The organism is Kitasatospora sp. NPDC048407, from assembly GCF_043200475.1.
Lineage (GTDB): Bacteria > Actinomycetota > Actinomycetes > Streptomycetales > Streptomycetaceae > Kitasatospora.
On sequence record NZ_JBICXW010000009.1, the window covers coordinates 235524 to 251651 of the forward strand.

At 73.6% G+C, this 16128-nt stretch carries 14 protein-coding genes; 11 read left to right on the top strand and 3 right to left on the bottom strand.

Annotation, left to right across the window (positions count from 1 at the left end; genetic code table 11):
* The first annotated feature begins 18 nt into the window (after positions 1 to 18).
* The 4 genes from ACGFWJ_RS19235 to ACGFWJ_RS19250 are packed head-to-tail and all read left to right on the top strand — an operon-like array spanning position 19 to position 5136.
* Positions 19 to 960, top strand: coding sequence for an aromatase/cyclase (locus ACGFWJ_RS19235; protein WP_392950891.1), 942 nt, complete (start codon positions 19 to 21; stop codon positions 958 to 960).
* Complete coding sequence (locus ACGFWJ_RS19240; protein ID WP_392950893.1) at positions 953 to 3127, top strand: AMP-binding protein; 2175 nt, start codon at positions 953 to 955, stop codon at positions 3125 to 3127. The genes ACGFWJ_RS19235 and ACGFWJ_RS19240 overlap by 8 nt, the downstream gene beginning before the upstream one ends.
* Positions 3120 to 3878, top strand: coding sequence for an SDR family oxidoreductase (locus tag ACGFWJ_RS19245; RefSeq protein ID WP_392950896.1), 759 nt, complete (start codon positions 3120 to 3122; stop codon positions 3876 to 3878). The genes ACGFWJ_RS19240 and ACGFWJ_RS19245 overlap by 8 nt, the downstream gene beginning before the upstream one ends.
* Positions 3879 to 3903: 25 nt before the next feature.
* Positions 3904 to 5136 (top strand): FAD-dependent monooxygenase, encoded by a 1233-nt coding sequence (locus tag ACGFWJ_RS19250; RefSeq protein WP_392950899.1) that lies wholly within the window; start codon positions 3904 to 3906, stop codon positions 5134 to 5136.
* A 125-nt stretch (positions 5137 to 5261) separates the two neighbouring features.
* On the opposite strand, the gene ACGFWJ_RS19255 is transcribed toward ACGFWJ_RS19250, so the two are convergent.
* The gene (locus tag ACGFWJ_RS19255; RefSeq protein WP_392950902.1) at positions 5262 to 6764 is read right to left on the bottom strand and encodes a PH domain-containing protein; all 1503 of its coding nucleotides are present in this window, start codon (positions 6762 to 6764) and stop codon (positions 5262 to 5264) included.
* Entirely contained in the window at positions 6761 to 7294 is a 534-nt protein-coding gene (locus ACGFWJ_RS19260; RefSeq protein ID WP_387866144.1) for a PH domain-containing protein, read from the bottom strand. Before ACGFWJ_RS19260 ends, ACGFWJ_RS19255 begins: the two co-directional genes overlap by 4 nt.
* 174 nt (positions 7295 to 7468) lie before the next feature.
* Here ACGFWJ_RS19260 and ACGFWJ_RS19265 point away from each other — a divergent pair, with 174 nt between their 5' ends.
* From ACGFWJ_RS19265 to ACGFWJ_RS19285, 5 genes are all read left to right on the top strand, one after another.
* Entirely contained in the window at positions 7469 to 8536 is a 1068-nt protein-coding gene (locus tag ACGFWJ_RS19265; RefSeq protein WP_392950905.1) for a glucose-1-phosphate thymidylyltransferase, read from the top strand.
* On the top strand, positions 8533 to 9516 hold the full coding sequence (gene rfbB, locus ACGFWJ_RS19270) for a dTDP-glucose 4,6-dehydratase (RefSeq protein ID WP_392950908.1): 984 nt from the start codon (positions 8533 to 8535) through the stop codon (positions 9514 to 9516). Before ACGFWJ_RS19265 ends, rfbB begins: the two co-directional genes overlap by 4 nt.
* Entirely contained in the window at positions 9513 to 11114 is a 1602-nt protein-coding gene (locus tag ACGFWJ_RS19275; RefSeq protein WP_392950911.1) for an FAD-dependent oxidoreductase, read from the top strand. Before rfbB ends, ACGFWJ_RS19275 begins: the two co-directional genes overlap by 4 nt.
* A 93-nt stretch (positions 11115 to 11207) precedes the next feature.
* Entirely contained in the window at positions 11208 to 11942 is a 735-nt protein-coding gene (locus tag ACGFWJ_RS19280) for an SDR family NAD(P)-dependent oxidoreductase (RefSeq protein ID WP_387636990.1), read from the top strand.
* A gap of 76 nt (positions 11943 to 12018) precedes the next feature.
* Positions 12019 to 12633, top strand: a complete 615-nt coding sequence (locus ACGFWJ_RS19285) for an antibiotic biosynthesis monooxygenase family protein (RefSeq protein WP_392950916.1) — start codon at positions 12019 to 12021, stop codon at positions 12631 to 12633.
* A 142-nt stretch (positions 12634 to 12775) separates the two neighbouring features.
* Here ACGFWJ_RS19285 and ACGFWJ_RS19290 read toward each other — a convergent pair whose 3' ends face one another.
* A complete protein-coding gene (locus ACGFWJ_RS19290) occupies positions 12776 to 13942 on the bottom strand; it encodes a nucleotide disphospho-sugar-binding domain-containing protein (RefSeq protein WP_392950919.1) in 1167 nt (388 codons plus the stop codon).
* 211 nt (positions 13943 to 14153) lie between these two features.
* On the opposite strand from ACGFWJ_RS19290, the gene ACGFWJ_RS19295 reads away from it, so the two are divergent.
* Positions 14154 to 14996 (top strand): ABC transporter ATP-binding protein, encoded by an 843-nt coding sequence (locus tag ACGFWJ_RS19295; protein WP_387636983.1) that lies wholly within the window; start codon positions 14154 to 14156, stop codon positions 14994 to 14996.
* Complete coding sequence (locus ACGFWJ_RS19300; protein ID WP_387636980.1) at positions 14996 to 15859, top strand: ABC transporter permease; 864 nt, start codon at positions 14996 to 14998, stop codon at positions 15857 to 15859. Before ACGFWJ_RS19295 ends, ACGFWJ_RS19300 begins: the two co-directional genes overlap by 1 nt.
* Positions 15860 to 16128 lie beyond the last annotated feature (269 nt).

Below are 16128 nucleotides of genomic sequence, written 5' to 3' on the forward strand. Positions count from 1 at the left end.
GGACAAGGAGACAGAGACATGTCCGAGCAGCACCGCACCGTCCACAGCACCACCGTCGCCGCACCCGCCGAGGCGGTGTACGGGATCGTCGCGGACGTCACCACCTGGCCGCTGTACTTCGCGCCGAACGTGCACGTCGAGCACCTGGAGCAGTCCGAGGGCAGTGAGCGGATCCGGATCTGGGCGACCGCGAACGGCGAGGTGAAGACCTGGGTGTCGCGCCGCGAGCTGGACGCCGAGGGACTGAAGGTGACGTTCCGGCAGGAGATCTCGACGCCGCCGGTGGCGTCGATGGGCGGCACCTGGGCGGTCACCGCGATCGACGAGAGCACCTCGCTGCTTGAGCTGCACCACGACTTCACCGCGGTCGACGACCTGCCGGAGAACGTGGAGTGGATCAACGCGGCGCTGGACCGCAACAGCGCGTCCGAGCTGGCCGGGATCAAGCAGATCGCCGAACTGGGCTCCGAGCTGGACGAGTTGGTGTTCAGCTTCGACGACACGGTGCACGTGGCCGGCGCCGGTGCGGACGTCTTCGAGTTCCTCAACCGGGCCGACCTGTGGCCGGAGCGGCTGCCGCACGTCGCCGCGCTGGACCTCCAGGAGGACGTCCCCGGCATCCAGGTGATGTCGATGGACACCAGCACCGCGGACGGCTCGGTGCACACCACCAAGTCGATCCGGGTGGTGTTCGGCGAGGACCGCATCGTCTACAAGCAGATCGCCGTCCCCGCGCTGATGACCGCGCACACCGGCCGCTGGACCATCGTCCAGGTGGACGGCGGCGTGGACGTCACCTCCCGGCACTCCGTCACCCTGAAGCCGTCGGCGATCGAGAAGATCCTCGGCGAGGGCAAGACCGTCGCCGACGCCCGCGAGTACGTGCACCGGGCGCTGTCCACCAACAGCACCACCACGCTGAAGCACGCGATGGCGTTCGCGGAGGCCCGCCGTGTCTGACCGGGCACTGCCCGGCCCCGGGCGGCTGGACTCGCTGCCGGCGCGGGCCGCCGCCGACCACCCCGGGCGGGTCGCCGTCGCGGGCGTCGAGGGCGCCGAGCTGGACTTCGCCACGCTGGACGCCCGGGCCACCGCGGTGGCCCGGGCGCTGGCCGGGCGGCTGGACGGGCCCGGCACCGTCGCGGTCGCCTCCGCGCTGCACCCGGACTTCGCGGTCGCCTACTACGGCGCCGCCCGCGCCGGGCAGGTGGTCGCGGTGGTCAACCCGCTGATCCCGGAGATCGGGGTGCAGCACGTGCTGGCCACCAGCCGGGCCCGGCTGGCGTTCGTGGACGCCGGCCTGCTGCCCAAGCTGAACGCGGTGCGGGCCAACCTGCCGGAGCTGCGCGAGGTCGTGCTGATCGGCGGCGCGGAGGACGGCGAGGCGGAGACGCTGGCCGCGCTGATCGCGGGCGCGCCGGACGGTGACGGCTGGCAGCCGCCCGCGGTCGAGCTGGACGACACCGCCTGCCTGCAGTTCACCAGCGGCACCACCGGCCTGCCGAAGGCCGTCCGGCTCACCCACCGCAACCTCACGGTGAACGCCGCTCAGATCGCCGCCGCGCACCTGCTGGACGCGGACGCGACCACCCTCAACCACCTGCCCACCTACCACCCGATGCACCTCAACTCGGCGGTCGCCGCGGCCGCCACCCAGGTGCTGTGCGCCGACCCCGAGCCGGTGGACGCGGTGCACGCCGCCAACGCCCACGGCGCGACGCACTTCTACAGCCTGCCGGTGCGCCTGGCCCGGCTGGCCGCCGATCCGGCCCTCGACGGGCTCGCTCTGCGCACCGTCACCCGGATCGCCTCCGGCGGCTCCGCGCTGCCCGTGGAGGCCGCGCGCACGCTGACCGAGCGGTTCGGCATCCCGGTGTTCCAGGGTTACGGCCTGGCCGAGACCTCCCCGCTGACCCACAGCGACGACCCCGAGCACCCCGTGCACGGCTCGGTCGGCCGGACCGTGCCGGGCACCGAGTGCCGGGTGGTGGACCTGGACAGCGGCGCCGAACTGGCCGCCGGGCAGACCGGCGAAGTCCAGCTGCGCGGGCCGCAGGTGATGAAGGGCTACCTCGGCGGGCCCGACCTGGCCCCCGGCGAGTGGTTCACCACCGGCGACATCGGCCGGACCGACGAGCAGGGACGGCTGTTCCTGATCGACCGGCTCGGCGACGTCTTCAAGGTCGACAACTTCCTGGTCGCCCCGTCCGAGGTCGAACAGGTGCTCGCCGCGCACCCGCTGGTGCGGGAGGCGGTCGTGGTCGGCCTGCCCGACGGGCAGGGCTACCGGGTGGCCGGCGCCCTGCTGGTGCTCGACGAGCCCGGGCGGCTCGCCGAGGTGCTCGAGCAGGTGGGCGGCGAACTGCCGTACTACCAGCGGCCGGTGCACGCCGAGGCGGTCGGGTCGATCCCTCGCTCGGGCAACGGAAAGATCCAACGGCGCGTCCTGGCCGGGCAGTTCGCCGCCCGCCTGGGCCTCGCCGACCCAACGACCGAAGGGAGCCAGGAGATGGCCGCCCCGCAGTTCACCGTCATCAACACCTTCACCCTCAAGGACCCGGCCGGCGGCGACGCCTTCGAGGAGCGTTTCCTGGACCACGTCCAGTGGATGCGCGCCCAGTTCGGGTTCCGCGCGCACCAGGCCGTCCGGGCCGCCGACCGGCCCGAGGTGTACGTCAACTTCGGCTGGTGGGCCACCCCCGGTGACTTCCAGCAGGTACTCGGCAGCGACACCTTCAAGGCGCACGCCGAGGAGTTCCACCGGATCGTGGACGTCCAGGCCGAGCCGTCGATGGGCGTGCTGCGGGTGGACGGCGAGGCCACCGGCGACGGCGCGGTGCTGGTCGTGGAGCGCTTCACCGTCACCGAGGACGCCGACAAGTTCGAGGCCGCGTACGGCAGTTGGATCGAGGCGCTGGCCGGCGGCCTCAGGCACGCCGACCTGGCCAAGGCGCTGATGCGGCCCGGCGGCTACACCGCGCTCACCCGCTGGGCGAGCGAGCAGGACTGGCAGGCCGCCCGCGAACTGCCCGAGTACGCCGACCTGGCCGCGCTCGCCACCGTCGAGACGCAGCTCGCCGCGCCGGTGGCCGGCACCCGCACCGCCCCGGCGGCCGACGGTGCCTGAGCCGTCCGACCTCGGGCTGTCCGGGAAGACCGCGGTCGTCACCGGGGCGACCCGCGGCGTGGGGCTGGCGGTCGCCCGCCGGCTCTGCGCCGGGGGCGCCCGGGTGGTGCTCAACTACGCGCACTCCGAGCAGGACGCCGCCCGGGCCGTCGAGGAGCTCGACGGTCTCAAGGGCGGCGCGCACGCCGTCCGCGCCGACATCACCACCGCGGCGGGCCTGGACCTGCTGCTCGGCGAGGTCCGCGACCGGTACGGCCGGCTCGACGTGTTCGTGCACAACGCCGCGCCGTGGCGGCCCACCCCCGCCGTCGGCGGGGACGCCGCCGCCGTCACCGCCGCCGTCGGCGCCGCGCTCGACCCGCTGCTGCGCGGCGGCGCCGCGATCGCCGAACTGATGGGCGGCGGACCGGGCCGGATCGTCGCCGTCTCCAGCTCCGGCGCCCGCTCCGTGGTGCCCCGGTACGTCGCCGCGGGCGTCGCCAAGGCCGCGCTGGAGTCCCTGGTGCGCTACCTGGCGGTCGAACTGGCCGGCCGCGGCATCACCGTCAACGCGGTCTCCACCGCGAAGATCGACAAGGGCCCCGCCACCCCGCAGCCCGAGGTCGCCGCGATGCTCGCCGCCCGCACCCCGGCCGGCCGGCTCACCACCCCCGAGGACCTGGCCGACGTCGTCGCGCTGCTGTGCAGCCCCGAAGCGGCCTGGCTGCACGGCCAGACCGTCACCGCCGACGGCGGCCTCGGACTCCTCTGAAACCCCTGCACCGGAGAGGAACAGCATGAGCGAGGACACCGGCCGGGAGGCCGAGGCGGACGTCTGCGTGGTCGGCGCCGGGCCGGCCGGGCTGGTGCTGGCGCTGCTGCTGCTGAAGTCCGGGCTGCGGGTCGCGGTGGTCGAACGGGCCCGCGCCCACCAGCGGGAGTTCCGCGGCGAGATCCTGCAGCCCGGCGCGATGGCGCTGCTGGACCGGCTGGGCGTGCTGTCCGGCGCCCGCACCCGCGGCGCGCACGAGCACGAGCGGTTCCGGCTGGTCGAGGGCGGCCGCGTGCTGCTCGACATCGACTACCGCCGCCTGCCTGCCCCGTACGACCACCTGCTGAGCCTGCCGCAGGCCCACCTGCTGGACGAACTGCTGCTGCACTGCGAGAAGTTCGAGGGCTTCGCGTACTTCGACGGCCACCGGGTCGGCGAGCTGCTCCAGGACGGCGGCCGCACCACCGGCGTCCGCGCGGGAACACTGACCGTCCGGGCGGCCGTGGTGGTCGGCGCGGACGGCCGGTACTCCAAGGTGCGCCGGCTGGCCGGGATCGAGGCCGGCCGCACCGAGGCGTTCGACCTGGACGTGCTCTGGTTCAAGCTCAAGCTGCCCGGCCGCCGCCCGGGCGAGCGCCGCGACGTACGGGTGTTCCGCGACGGCGGCAACCCGGTGCTGGCGTACGACTCGTACCCGGACAGCGCGCAGATCGGCTGGACCCTGCCGCACAAGGGCTACCAGCAGGTCGCCGTCCACGGCATCGACCACATCCGCGAGCAGCTGGCCGCGGCGATCCCGCCGTACGCCGAACTGATCCGGGAACAGATCCGCTCCACCCGCGACGTCACCCTGCTCGACGTGTTCTCCGGCCGGGCCGACCGCTGGGCCGCCGACGGCCTGGTGCTGATCGGCGACGCCGCGCACACCCACAGCCCGATCGGCGCGCAGGGCATCAACCTGGCCGTCCAGGACGCCGTGGTGCTGCACCCGATCCTGGTGCGGGCACTGGCCGCCGGGGACACCTCGGCGGCCCGGCTGGGCGAGTTCGAGACCCTGCGCGGGCCGGACATCGCCGCGACCATGAAGCTCCAGGGCCTGCAGAGCAAGGCCATGCTGTCCCGGGGCGGGCTGGCCGCGAAGATCCGGCCGAAGCTGGCGGCGGTCGTCCAGCGCACCCCGCTGGGGCGCAAGATCCTCGACCGGATCGCGTTCGGCAACCGCCGGGTGCGGATCGCCGAGGAGTGCTTCACCGACTGAGCCCCGGAACTGAGCCCCGGAACTGAGCCCCGGAACCGGGTCCCGGAACCGGGTCCCGGAACTGGGTCCCGGAGAAGACGAAGAGCGCCTTCCCGCGGGGAGGCGCTCTTCGGCGTTCCGTTCCGTCAGTCCGTCGCCGGGACCAGGAACGGTGTCAGCAGGCCGGGCAGCACCTGGTCGGCGACGCCCGGCAGCTGCTCGACGGGCAGGTCGATCACCTGGTACTTCTTGCGCCCGGCGGCGGTGGTCGCGGTCAGCGTCACCAGGCCGGCCCGGCGCTGGCCCCAGGAGCGGCGCAGGTTCCAGCCGATCACGCCCTCGCCCGACAGCACCGTCCGGCGGCGCACCAGCGAACCGTGCCGGGACACCAGGAAACCGTCCGCCACGGCGTGCCCCAGCGAGCGGTACCGGTCCAGGGCCAGCGGCACGGTGAACGGCAGCAGCGCCGTCCAGCCGAGCGCGCACCAGGCCGGCAGCAGGTCCAGTGCCGCCGCCGCGCCGAGCAGCGCCAGGCCCAGCGCCCAGCCGCCCAGCGCCCTGGTCAGCCGGCGGGTGCGGGCCCGCGGCCCGTGCCCGACCAGCGGCGCGCGCAGCGGCCCGTCGCCCACCACCTCCTCGGCCACCGCCAGCGCGGTCGCCAGCGGCGCGGCCGGGACCAGCGGCGGGCCGCCGCGCTCGCGGTGCGCGACCGTCGCGACGGCCGAGCAGCGCGCGCCGCCGAGTAGCCGCACCGGCAGGCTCTCGGCCAGCTCGACGCCGTACACCCGGCGCTTCTCCAGCGCGATGGCCCGCTTGCTCACCACCCCGTGCCGGATCTCCAGGGACCCGCCGGAGCCGCGCAGCAGGGCGAAGCCGACGGTGCGTTCGGCGAAGGTCAGCAGGTTGATCGCGGTGCCGACGAGCAGGATCACCAGCGGCAGCCGGACGGACTTCGGGCCGAGCGCGTCGATGTGCAGCAGCCATTCCACCGTCGACCCGATCGGGGTCTGCTGGGTGATGCTGGACATCGGGCCGGTCAGCGACAGGCCGATCGCCAGCAGCGGCAGGAAACCGGTCAGCGCGAACGGCGCGTACCGGAGCCAGGTGGGCGAGAACCGCAGCAGTACGGTGGAGGGCTCCTGGGCGGCCACCGGGGTGGCCCGGGCGCCGGCGAGGAGTTCCTCGCGCAGCGCCAGCGCCTCGGTGCGCCGCAGCGCGTCCAGCTTCAGCCGGTCCCCGCGTGCGGTCGCCGCCTGCCCGGTGCCGACGGACACGGTGGCCAGGCCCAGCATCCGGTGGACGGCGCCGGAGTGCAGGTCGACGGTGCGCACCCGGTCGGCGGGCACCGCGATGTGACGCCGTATCAGCAGGCCGTGCCGCAGCTCCACCAGGCCCGGGGCGACCCGGAACCGGGTGGTCCACCAGCGCAGCAGGCCGGCGCCGACCGCCAGCGCCGTCACCAGGTACGCCCAGTTGTTGTGGTGTCCGGAGCTGTGCCCGAACACGAGCGCCGTGATCAGCAGCGGCGCCATCTTGACCACCTCGTGCACCGGGTGGACCAGCAGCATCCGCGGGTCGAGCCGCCGCCAGCCGTCCTGGTCGGCCGGTGCCTCGGCGGGCGGGGCGGGCGGGGCGGGGACGGCGGTCATGTGGCGTCCCCCGTGCCGGACCTGACGGCGGCGGTGAGGTCGGCGGTGAGCCGGCTCGCGGTGTCCTCGGCCAGGCCGCGGATCTTCAGCGGGCCGGCCGAGGACGCGGTGGTGACGGTGATGGTGGTCAGGCCGAGGCGGCGCTCCAGCGGCCCGCGTTCGTGGTCGATGGTCTGCACCCGGGCGAGCGGGGCGATCCGCCGCTCCTCGACCAGCCAGCCGCTCTGGGTGTAGATCGCGCTGTCGGTGGTCTCCCAGCGGTGGACGGCGAAGCGGCGGCGCGGCATCACGGCCAGGTGGACGGCGGCCAGCACCACGGTCAGCGCCAGCGCGGCCAGCCGGGGGACCGTCGCCCAGGACGGCAGCAGCACCAGCAGCGCGATCTGCGCGGCGGCGGCGAGCAGCCAGCGGAGCAGCGCGCTCAGCCGCCACCAGCGCACCGCGCGCGGGTCGACGGAATGCTCGGGCGGCCTCAGCCGCAGTGCGGGGGGCGGGAGTTGGGACCCGGGCGGGGGCGTGGTGGCGGACATGTCGATCAGCATCGCGCAGCCCTGGCGCGCCCCGCCGGTGATTCGCTCGACTTCCGCTGGAGCCGGCCCGCGGCCCGGCCCACCGATCCTGACGGCCGGGTTCGAGGGATTCTCCACCGCGAGCTCCCATCCTCCGGCTGTCCGCGCCATTGACCGTTGAGGAAGAGGACCCCGATGAAGGCTCTGGTGCTGTCGGGCGGGTCGGGAACCCGTCTGCGTCCATTCACCTATTCGATGCCCAAGCAGCTCATCCCGGTCGCCAACCGCCCGGTGCTCGAACACGTCCTGGAGAACATCCGCGAGCTCGGGGTCACCGAGATCGGCGTGATCGTCGGCGAACGGCGCCCGGAGATCGAGGCCGTGCTGGGCGACGGCGCCCGGCTCGGGGTGCGCATCACCTACCTCCACCAGGAGCAGCCGCTCGGCCTGGCGCACACCGTGACCGTCGCCCGGGAGTTCCTCGGCGACGACGACTTCGTGATGTACCTCGGCGACAACATGCTCCCGGACGGGATCGTGGAGATCGCCGAGGAGTTCCGGGCCAACCGGCCGGCCGCCCAGGTGGTGGTCCACAAGGTCGCCGACCCGCGGGCGTTCGGGGTGGCCGAGGTCGCCCCCGACGGCACGGTGCAGCGCCTGGTCGAGAAGCCCCAGCAGCCGCGCAGCGACCTGGCGCTGATCGGCGTCTACTTCTTCACCCCGGCGATCCACCGGGCGGTCGCGGGCATCGCGCCCAGCGCCCGCGGCGAGCTGGAGATCACCGACGCCATCCAGTGGCTGGTCACCGAAGGGGCGCAGGTCAGCGCCAGTGAGTACCGGGGATACTGGAAGGACACCGGCCGGGTCGACGACGTCCTGGACTGCAACCGGCAACTGCTGGACGGCCTGCGCCGCTCGGTCGCCGGCGAGGTCGACGAGAGCAGCGAGCTGATCGGCGAGGTGCTGGTCGAGCCCGGTGCCAAGGTGATCCGCTCGCGGATCGAGGGCCCGGCGGTGGTCGGAGCGGGCAGCGTGATCGAGGACAGCCACATCGGCCCGCACACCTCGATCGGCCGGGACTGCGTCCTGCGCGACACCCACGTGTCCTACTCCATCGCGCTGGACGGCGCGACCGTCCGCGGTGTCAGCGGCGTGCACGGCTCGTTGATCGGCCGTTCCGCCAACGTCACCAGCGTGCAGAGCACCCTGCGTCACCACCGCCTGGTGGTCGGCGATCACACTCAGGTCGAGGTGGCAGCATGAGAATCCTGGTCACCGGCGGTGCCGGTTTCATCGGGTCGCACTACGTCCGGACGCTGCTCGAGGGCGGCTACCCCGGCTTCGAGGACGCGCAGGTCACCGTCCTCGACAAACTCACCTACGCCGGCAACCGGGACAACCTGCCGGCCTCCGGCCCCCGGCTGGACTTCGTCCAGGGCGACATCTGCGACCTGCCGCTGCTGCTCGAACTGATGCCCGGCCACGACGCCGTGGTGCACTTCGCCGCCGAATCGCACGTGGACCGCTCGCTGGAGTCCGCCGCCGAGTTCGTCCGCACCAACGTCGGCGGCACCCAGAACGTCATGGAGGCCGCGCTGCGCTCCGGGGTGCCGCGGGTGGTGCACGTCTCCACCGACGAGGTGTACGGCTCCATCGACGAGGGCTCCTGGACCGAGGAGTGGCCGCTGCTGCCGAACTCCCCGTACGCCGCCTCCAAGGCCGGCTCCGACCTGATCGCCCGCGCCTACTGGCGCACCCACGGGCTGAACGTCTCGGTCACCCGCTGCTCCAACAACTACGGGCCCTACCAGCACCCCGAGAAGCTCATCCCGCTGTTCGTCACCAACCTGCTGGAGGGCAAGCAGGTCCCGCTGTACGGCGAGGGCGCCAACATCCGCGAATGGCTGCACGTGGACGACCACTGCCGGGCCATCCAGCTGGTGCTGACCGGCGGCCGGGCCGGCGAGATCTACAACGTCGGCGGCGGCAACGAGCAGACCAACCTGCAGATCACCGAACAGCTGCTGGAGCACCTCGGCGCCGACTGGAGCGCGGTGCGCAAGGTCGCCGACCGCAAGGGCCACGACCTGCGGTACTCGCTGGACGAGAGCAAGATCCGCGAGGAGCTCGGCTACGAACCGCGGATCCCGTTCGCTCAGGGCCTGGCCGACACCGTCGACTGGTACCGGGACAACCCGGGCTGGTGGAAGACCGTCAAGCACGGCCTGGAGGAGAGCCGGTGACCACCGCACAGGTCCTGGTCGTCGGCGCCGGGCCGGTCGGCCTGACCGCCGCCCACGAACTCGCCCGGCACGGCGTCACCGTCCGCCTGGTCGACGCCGCCGACGGCCCCGCCACCACCAGCAGGGCCCTGGCCACCCACGCCCGCACCCTGGAGGTCTACGACCAGATCGGCATCCTGGACGAGGTACTGCCGCGCGGCCAGCGCGTCGAACACTTCACGCTCCACCAGAACGGCCGCCGGCTGGCCCGCTTCGACACCGACTACAGCCACCTGCCCACCCGCTTCCCGTTCACCCTGATGGTCGACCAGGTGATCACCGAGGAGGTGCTGCGCACCGCCTGCGCCCGCCAGGGCGTCCAGGTCGAGTGGGGCGTGCGGCTCGCCTCGTTCGACGACCGCGGGGACGGCGTCGGGGCCGTGCTCACGCACCCCGACGGCCGCACCGAACACGCCTCGTTCGACTGGATGATCGGCTGCGACGGCGGGCACAGCACCGTCCGCAAGCAGCTCGGCATCCCGCTGATCGGCGAGAGCAGCGAGACCTGGCTGATCGCCGACGCGGTGGTCGACTGCGACCTCCCCCGGGACAGCATCCACTGGATGCGCACCCCCGCCGGCACCGTGATGATGGTGCCCTTCCCCGACCCCGGCAAGTGGCGGCTGCTGGACACCGCCGACGCCTCCTACCCCAGCGACGAGGCGGTCGCCCGGCGCTTCGCCGAGAAGATCTCGATCGGCACCGGACGGCCCGTCGAGGTCGAACTGCCCACCTGGGTCTCGGTGTTCACCATCCAGCAGCGGATGATCGAGCAGATGCGCAGCGGCCGGGTGTTCCTGGCCGGCGACGCCGCGCACGTCCACAGCCCCGCCTCCGGCCAGGGCCTGAACACCGGCATCCAGGACGCCGTCAACCTGGCCTGGAAACTTGCCGCGGTGGTCAACGGCGAGGCCGCCGAAACCCTGCTCGACAGCTACAGCGCCGAACGGGTCCCGGTCGGGGCAACCCTGCTGAAGTCCACCCGGATGGCCACCATGCTGGTGCAGCTCCGCAGCCGGAAGGCCGCCGCCGCACTGCGCACCCTCTTCACCGTGGTCCGCTCGGTACGGCCGCTGAAGTCGAAGATCGAACGCAAGATCATGGGCGGCATGTCGGCCCTGGACCTCTCCTACGCCGACGGCCCGCTCGCCCTGCCCGCCGCACCCGCCACCGGCTCCGGCCCGGCACCCGGACAGCGGGTCGCCAAGGTCACCGACCCGTCGCCCGCCTGGACCGCGCTGCTGGACGAACTGCGCACCCCCGGCTGGACACTGCTGGCCCGCGCCGTCCCCGCCCAGTACCCGGCGCTGCACCGGCTCGCCGAGGAGCACCCGGCCGTCCGGGTCCGCACCCTGGGCGAGGACGGGCCCGGACCGCTCGCCGACCCCGACGGCGCGCTCGCCGCCGACCTCGGCGTCCCGGCCGGCGGCTGGCTGCTGATCCGACCCGACGGCCACCTCGCCGCGTCCGGGCCCGGCCTGGACGCCGCCCCGCCCGCCGAGGCGTTCGCCGCGCTCGGCCTCCGCGCGGGCGCCGCGGACCGGCTCGCCGTCGGCTGACGCGGCGAGGTGGCGGGGCGGCGCACCGCCACCTCGCCACCCCACCGCGCCGGCCACTTCTTTCACCGACCACTTCGCAGACGGAGACATGTGATGGGAAAGCTGACCGGACGTACCGTCCTCATCAGCGGCGCGGCCGGCGGCCAGGGCGCCGTCACCGCACGGCGGTTCGTCGCCGAGGGCGCCCGGGTGGTGCTCGGCGACCTGCGCGAGGACGTGAAGGAACTCGCCGACGAGCTCGGCGAATCGGCCGCGGCGATCCGGCTGGACGTCCGCCGCGAGGAGGACTGGGCGGCCGCCGTCGCACTCGCCGAGCAGACCTTCGGCGGACTCGACGGCCTGGTCAACAACGCCGGCATCCTGCACCAGGGCCTGCTGGAGGCCACCACCCGCGACGACTACCTGAACGTGATCGAGGTCAACCAGCTCGGCGTGTTCCTCGGCATGCGCGCCGTCGTCCCCGCGCTGCGCGCCGCCGGCGGCGGAACGATCGTCAACATCGCGTCCGTCAACGCCCAGCAGGGCGTGCCGATGCTCACCGCCTACTGCGCCAGCAAGTTCGCGGTGCTCGGCATGACCAAGGTCGCCGCGCTGGAACTCGGCCGCGACGGCATCCGGGTCAACGCCGTCTGCCCGGGCGTGATCCGCACCGACATGACCGGCGGCATGCCCGAGCGGATCGAGCAGCGGCTGCTGGAGGGCATCCCGCTCGGCCGGTTCGGCGCCCCCGACGAGATCGCCGCCCTCACCCTGTTCCTCACCAGCGCCGAGTCCGGGTACTGCTCCGGCGGCGAGTTCGTCGCCGACGGCGGCTGGACGGCCGGCTGACACCCCGTTCGAGCGGCCCTCGACCGGCCGCGGCCAGACTCCCCGCACGGACCGAGACCACGACAGGACACCGCACATGACCGACGACCAGACCACCGACCGCCCGATCACCGTGGTCGCCACCTTCACCCTGAAGGGCGACGCCGCCGAGTTCGAGCAGCTGCTCGCCGAGCAGGCCGAACTGATGCGCGCCGGGGACGGCTTCGAACTCGGCGTCCTGGCCCGCTCCACCACCTCGCCCGACACCTACGTCAACCTCGCCTGGTGGCGCGACTCCCAGTCGTACCTGTCGGTGGTGCGCTCCTACGCCTTCGCGGCCAAGGCGATGAGCGAGCTGCCCCGGCTCGCGGACGCCCGGATCGACCGCTTCGTCCCCACCGCCGACCACGGCACGCTGCTGCCCGCCGACGGCGCCGAGCAGGGCGTGCTGGTGCTGGCGGTGCACGCCGCCGACGAGTCCGCCGCCGAACAGGTCGAGGCCGGCTGGGCCGCGCACACCGAGCAACTGGCCGGCCAGGAGGGCTTCCTGGGCGCGGCCCTCGGCCGCTCCGAGGTCCGCCCCGGCGGCCACGGACAGCTCGGCTGGTGGCGCGACGAGGCCGCGGCCGCCGCCGCGCCCGGCTACCGCGCGGAGGGCACCGAGACGCTGGTGCTCCGCCCGGTGCACACGGTCTCCGGTGGGACCGCCTGAACCGCGCCGCAATCGCCATCGCGACCGCCCGCCCGCCGGTACCACGGCCGGGCGGGCGGCCGTCTGCGTTGGACCGGTGGCGGGCAACGAGAAGGCCCCCGCCGGGGCGGGGGCCGTTCGGGCCCGGGGGAGCGGTGAACGCTCAGGCGGCGCCGGCCAGTTCGACCAGCACCGGGACGGTCTCCGCCGGGCTCGGCTGCCCGGCCATTCCCGCGCGCAGCCGGGCCGCGCCCTCCGCGTGGGCCGGGTCGGACACCAGCGCCCGCAGCGCCTTGTGCACGGCCTCCACGTCGTTCTGCTGCGCCGCCTCGTCCAGGCTCAGGCCCGCGCCGCAGGCGACGATCCGGTCGCCGACCACGAAGGTGTCCAGGTGACCGGGCAGCACCAGCTGCGGCAGGCCGAACGCGGTCGCCGTCAACTGGGTGCCGGAGCCGCCGTGGTGGACCACCGCCGTGCAGCCGCCGAGCACCGCGTCCAGCGGCACCGGGTCGACCAGCCGCACCGAGGACGGCACCGGGCCGAGCTGCTCCCGGTACGGGGCGCTGACGGTGACCAGCGCCTCGGTGTCCGGGATGCCGTCGAAGGCGTCGACGATCCGGCGCAGCAGCGGCAGCCCGTTCATCGCCAGCGTCAACTGCCCGAGCGACACGCACACCCGGTGCCCGGCCGGCTCGTCGAACGCCCAGTCGGGCACCGGGCCTGAGCCGTTGCTCGGCACGTACCGGATCGGGGTGCCGGGGGTGACGGACGGGTCCTGGAAACCGGGCGGGCACGGGTCGAGCACCAGGTCCGGCTGCGGCAGGCCGTCCGGCAGGCCGAGGCGGGCGCACACCCCGCTCAGCGAGTGCGCGCCCACCGCGTGCGCGACCTCGCCGACCGGGTCGACGCCCCAGCGGTGCTGCACCACCGGGACGCCCAGCAGGCCGCCGACGATCAGCGCGCCGTACTCCAGCCGGTCGGAGAGCACCAGGTCCGGCTTCCAGGAGCGGGCGATCTCCAGGTACGCGCCCACCGTGTACCGGGTGTGCATGGTCCACGGGCGCACCGCGCCGGCGAACGCGGCCGGCGCCGGACGCCCGCCGGCCTCGATCGGACGCAGCCCGGCCGGCAGCCCCAGCGACATCAACTCGCCCGCGTGGAAGGCCTCGCCGACGCTGTGGCCGCTCAGCCCGGCCGCGTGCGCGGCGGCGATCACGTCCGGCTGGCCGGCCACCAGCACCTCGTGCCCGGCCCCGCGCAGCGCCCAGGCCAGCGGGGCGAGCGGGGCGAAGTGGGTTGCCACCGGGGTGGTGATGATGAGTACCTTCATCGGGGTCCTCGGCTCCTCGAACAGGTGTCAACTGACGGACGCAGACGGTCCGTCGGCGCGCTGGAGCCGCCCTCGGCGGCGGCTGGAGCCGGGTCGTCCGGCCGCTCCGGGCACGTTGTCCGGCCGCTCCAGCGGTCTTCGAGCGGTACCCGAGGTGCGGTCGTTAGCGTCGGCGTCGCCACCGCCCATGACCCCGGAAGGATCATCCGTCATGTCCGAATTCGCCATCCACGCCAGGGGACTGCGCAAGCGGTACGGCGACACGCTCGCGGTCGACTCGGTCGACCTGGACGTCCGGCACGGCGAGATCTTCGCGCTGCTGGGCCCGAACGGCGCGGGCAAGACCACGACCACCGAGATGCTCGAGGGCTTCCGCACCCGCGACGGCGGCGAGCTGAACGTGCTCGGCGAGGACCCCGGCAAGGCCGGCCCGGCCTGGCGCTCGCGGATCGGCATCGTGCTCCAGGGCTCCAAGGACTTCGCGGACCTCACCGTCGCCGAGGTGGTGCACCACTTCACCGCCTACTACCCGCAGCCGCGGGACGCCGACGAGGTGATCGAGGCGGTCGGCCTGACCGAGAAGCGCAAGACCCGCGCCGCCTCGCTCTCCGGCGGCCAGCGCCGCCGCCTGGACGTGGCGCTCGGCATCATCGGCAATCCCGAACTGCTGTTCCTGGACGAGCCCACCACCGGTTTCGACCCCGAGGTGCGGCGCAAGTTCTGGGCGCTGATCGCCGGTCTGCGCAGCACCGGCACCACCATCCTGCTCACCACCCACTACCTGGACGAGGTCGAGTACCTGGCCGACCGGGTCGGCGTGGTCACCTCCGGCCGGGTGGTGGAGGTCTCCACCCCCGAGCGGCTCGGCGACCGGCACCTGGCGCCCGCCACCGTCCGCTGGATCGGCGCGGACGGACCGCAGGAGATCCAGACCGCCACCCCGACCCGCACCGTCTCCGAGCTGGCCGCCCGCTTCGGCGGCGAGGTCCCGGAGCTGACGGTGACCCGCCCGTCGCTGGAAGACGTCTACCTGCAGATGATCGGAGACCGGTGATGGAAGCGACCAGGACGCCCGCGGTGGCCACCGCCACCACCGCCGGCCGGGCCCGCACCGCGGCCGGGCCCGCGCTGCTGAGGATCGCCGCCGCCCGCGCGGTGCTGGAGATCCGCGGCTTCTTCCGCTCCCGCGGCCAGATGATCCTCACCTTCTCGACGCCGATCGTGCTGCTGATCCTGTTCAGCGCGATCTTCGGCGGCAAGGTCGAGGGCACCGACCTGCAGATGTCCCAGCTGTACTCGACCGGCATGCTCGCGGTCGGCGTGATGTCCACCAGCTTCCAGACGCTGGCCCTGCAGGTCGCCGCCGAGCGCCGCAACGGCGCGCTCAAGCGGCTCCGCGGCACCCCCATGCCGCCGGTCGCCTACTTCCTCGGCAAGATCGCCATGGTGCTGGTCTCCAGCCTCGGCCAGGCCATCGTGCTGATGGTCATCGGCTCGCTGTTCTTCGGCCTCAAGCTGCCCACCGACGTGACCAGTTGGCTGACCTTCGGCTGGATCTACCTGCTCGGCATCTCCGCGTGCAGCCTGCTCGGCCTGGCCTTCTCCTCGCTGATCGGCGGCGAGGAGGGCGGCGGCCCGATCGTGATCCTGCCGTTCATGGCGCTGCAGTTCATCTCCGGCGTGTTCGTGCCGTTCCAGACCCTGCCGCACTACCTCCAGCAGATCGCCTCGTTCTTCCCGCTCAAGTGGCTGTGCCAGGGCATGCGTTCGGTGTTCCTGCCGGACACCTACCTGTCCCAGGAGCTGGCCCACTCGTGGGAGCTCGGCCGGGTCGCGCTGGTGCTCGGCGGCTGGGTGGTGGTCGGCCTGGTGATCTGCCTGACCACCTTCCGCTGGAAGACCCGCCACGACGGCTGAGCCGCCCCGTCCCCACACGTACGACACCGTCCCCCACACGTACGACACCGTCCCCCACACGTACGACACCGGCCCGCCGGGGCAGACCGCCCCGGCGGGCCTCGCCGTGCCCGCGCCCGGCCCGGAGCTCCCAGCGGGATTCGAGCAGCCGTCGTCCGGGCGGCAGCAGGCTGATGGCCGAACCGGCATGGGCCGTGCGGCCGGTGTCGACCCGCGGACGAAACAGGAGAGCACGAGATGGCGAACCCGGTGCAGCCGGATCCGGCTCC

Excerpts from the sequence above, each read along its gene's own strand:
- ACGFWJ_RS19235 (WP_392950891.1), top strand. The coding sequence starts at position 19 with ATGTCCGAGCAGCACCGCACCGTCCACAGCACCACCGTCGCCGCACCC.
- ACGFWJ_RS19250 (WP_392950899.1), top strand. The coding sequence starts at position 3,904 with ATGAGCGAGGACACCGGCCGGGAGGCCGAGGCGGACGTCTGCGTGGTC.
- ACGFWJ_RS19255 (WP_392950902.1), bottom strand. The coding sequence starts at position 6,764 with ATGACCGCCGTCCCCGCCCCGCCCGCCCCGCCCGCCGAGGCACCGGCC.
- ACGFWJ_RS19260 (WP_387866144.1), bottom strand. The coding sequence starts at position 7,294 with ATGTCCGCCACCACGCCCCCGCCCGGGTCCCAACTCCCGCCCCCCGCA.
- ACGFWJ_RS19265 (WP_392950905.1), top strand. The coding sequence starts at position 7,469 with ATGAAGGCTCTGGTGCTGTCGGGCGGGTCGGGAACCCGTCTGCGTCCA.
- rfbB (WP_392950908.1), top strand. The coding sequence starts at position 8,533 with ATGAGAATCCTGGTCACCGGCGGTGCCGGTTTCATCGGGTCGCACTAC.
- ACGFWJ_RS19280 (WP_387636990.1), top strand. The coding sequence starts at position 11,208 with ATGGGAAAGCTGACCGGACGTACCGTCCTCATCAGCGGCGCGGCCGGC.
- ACGFWJ_RS19285 (WP_392950916.1), top strand. The coding sequence starts at position 12,019 with ATGACCGACGACCAGACCACCGACCGCCCGATCACCGTGGTCGCCACC.
- ACGFWJ_RS19290 (WP_392950919.1), bottom strand. The coding sequence starts at position 13,942 with ATGAAGGTACTCATCATCACCACCCCGGTGGCAACCCACTTCGCCCCG.
- ACGFWJ_RS19295 (WP_387636983.1), top strand. The coding sequence starts at position 14,154 with ATGTCCGAATTCGCCATCCACGCCAGGGGACTGCGCAAGCGGTACGGC.
- ACGFWJ_RS19300 (WP_387636980.1), top strand. The coding sequence starts at position 14,996 with ATGGAAGCGACCAGGACGCCCGCGGTGGCCACCGCCACCACCGCCGGC.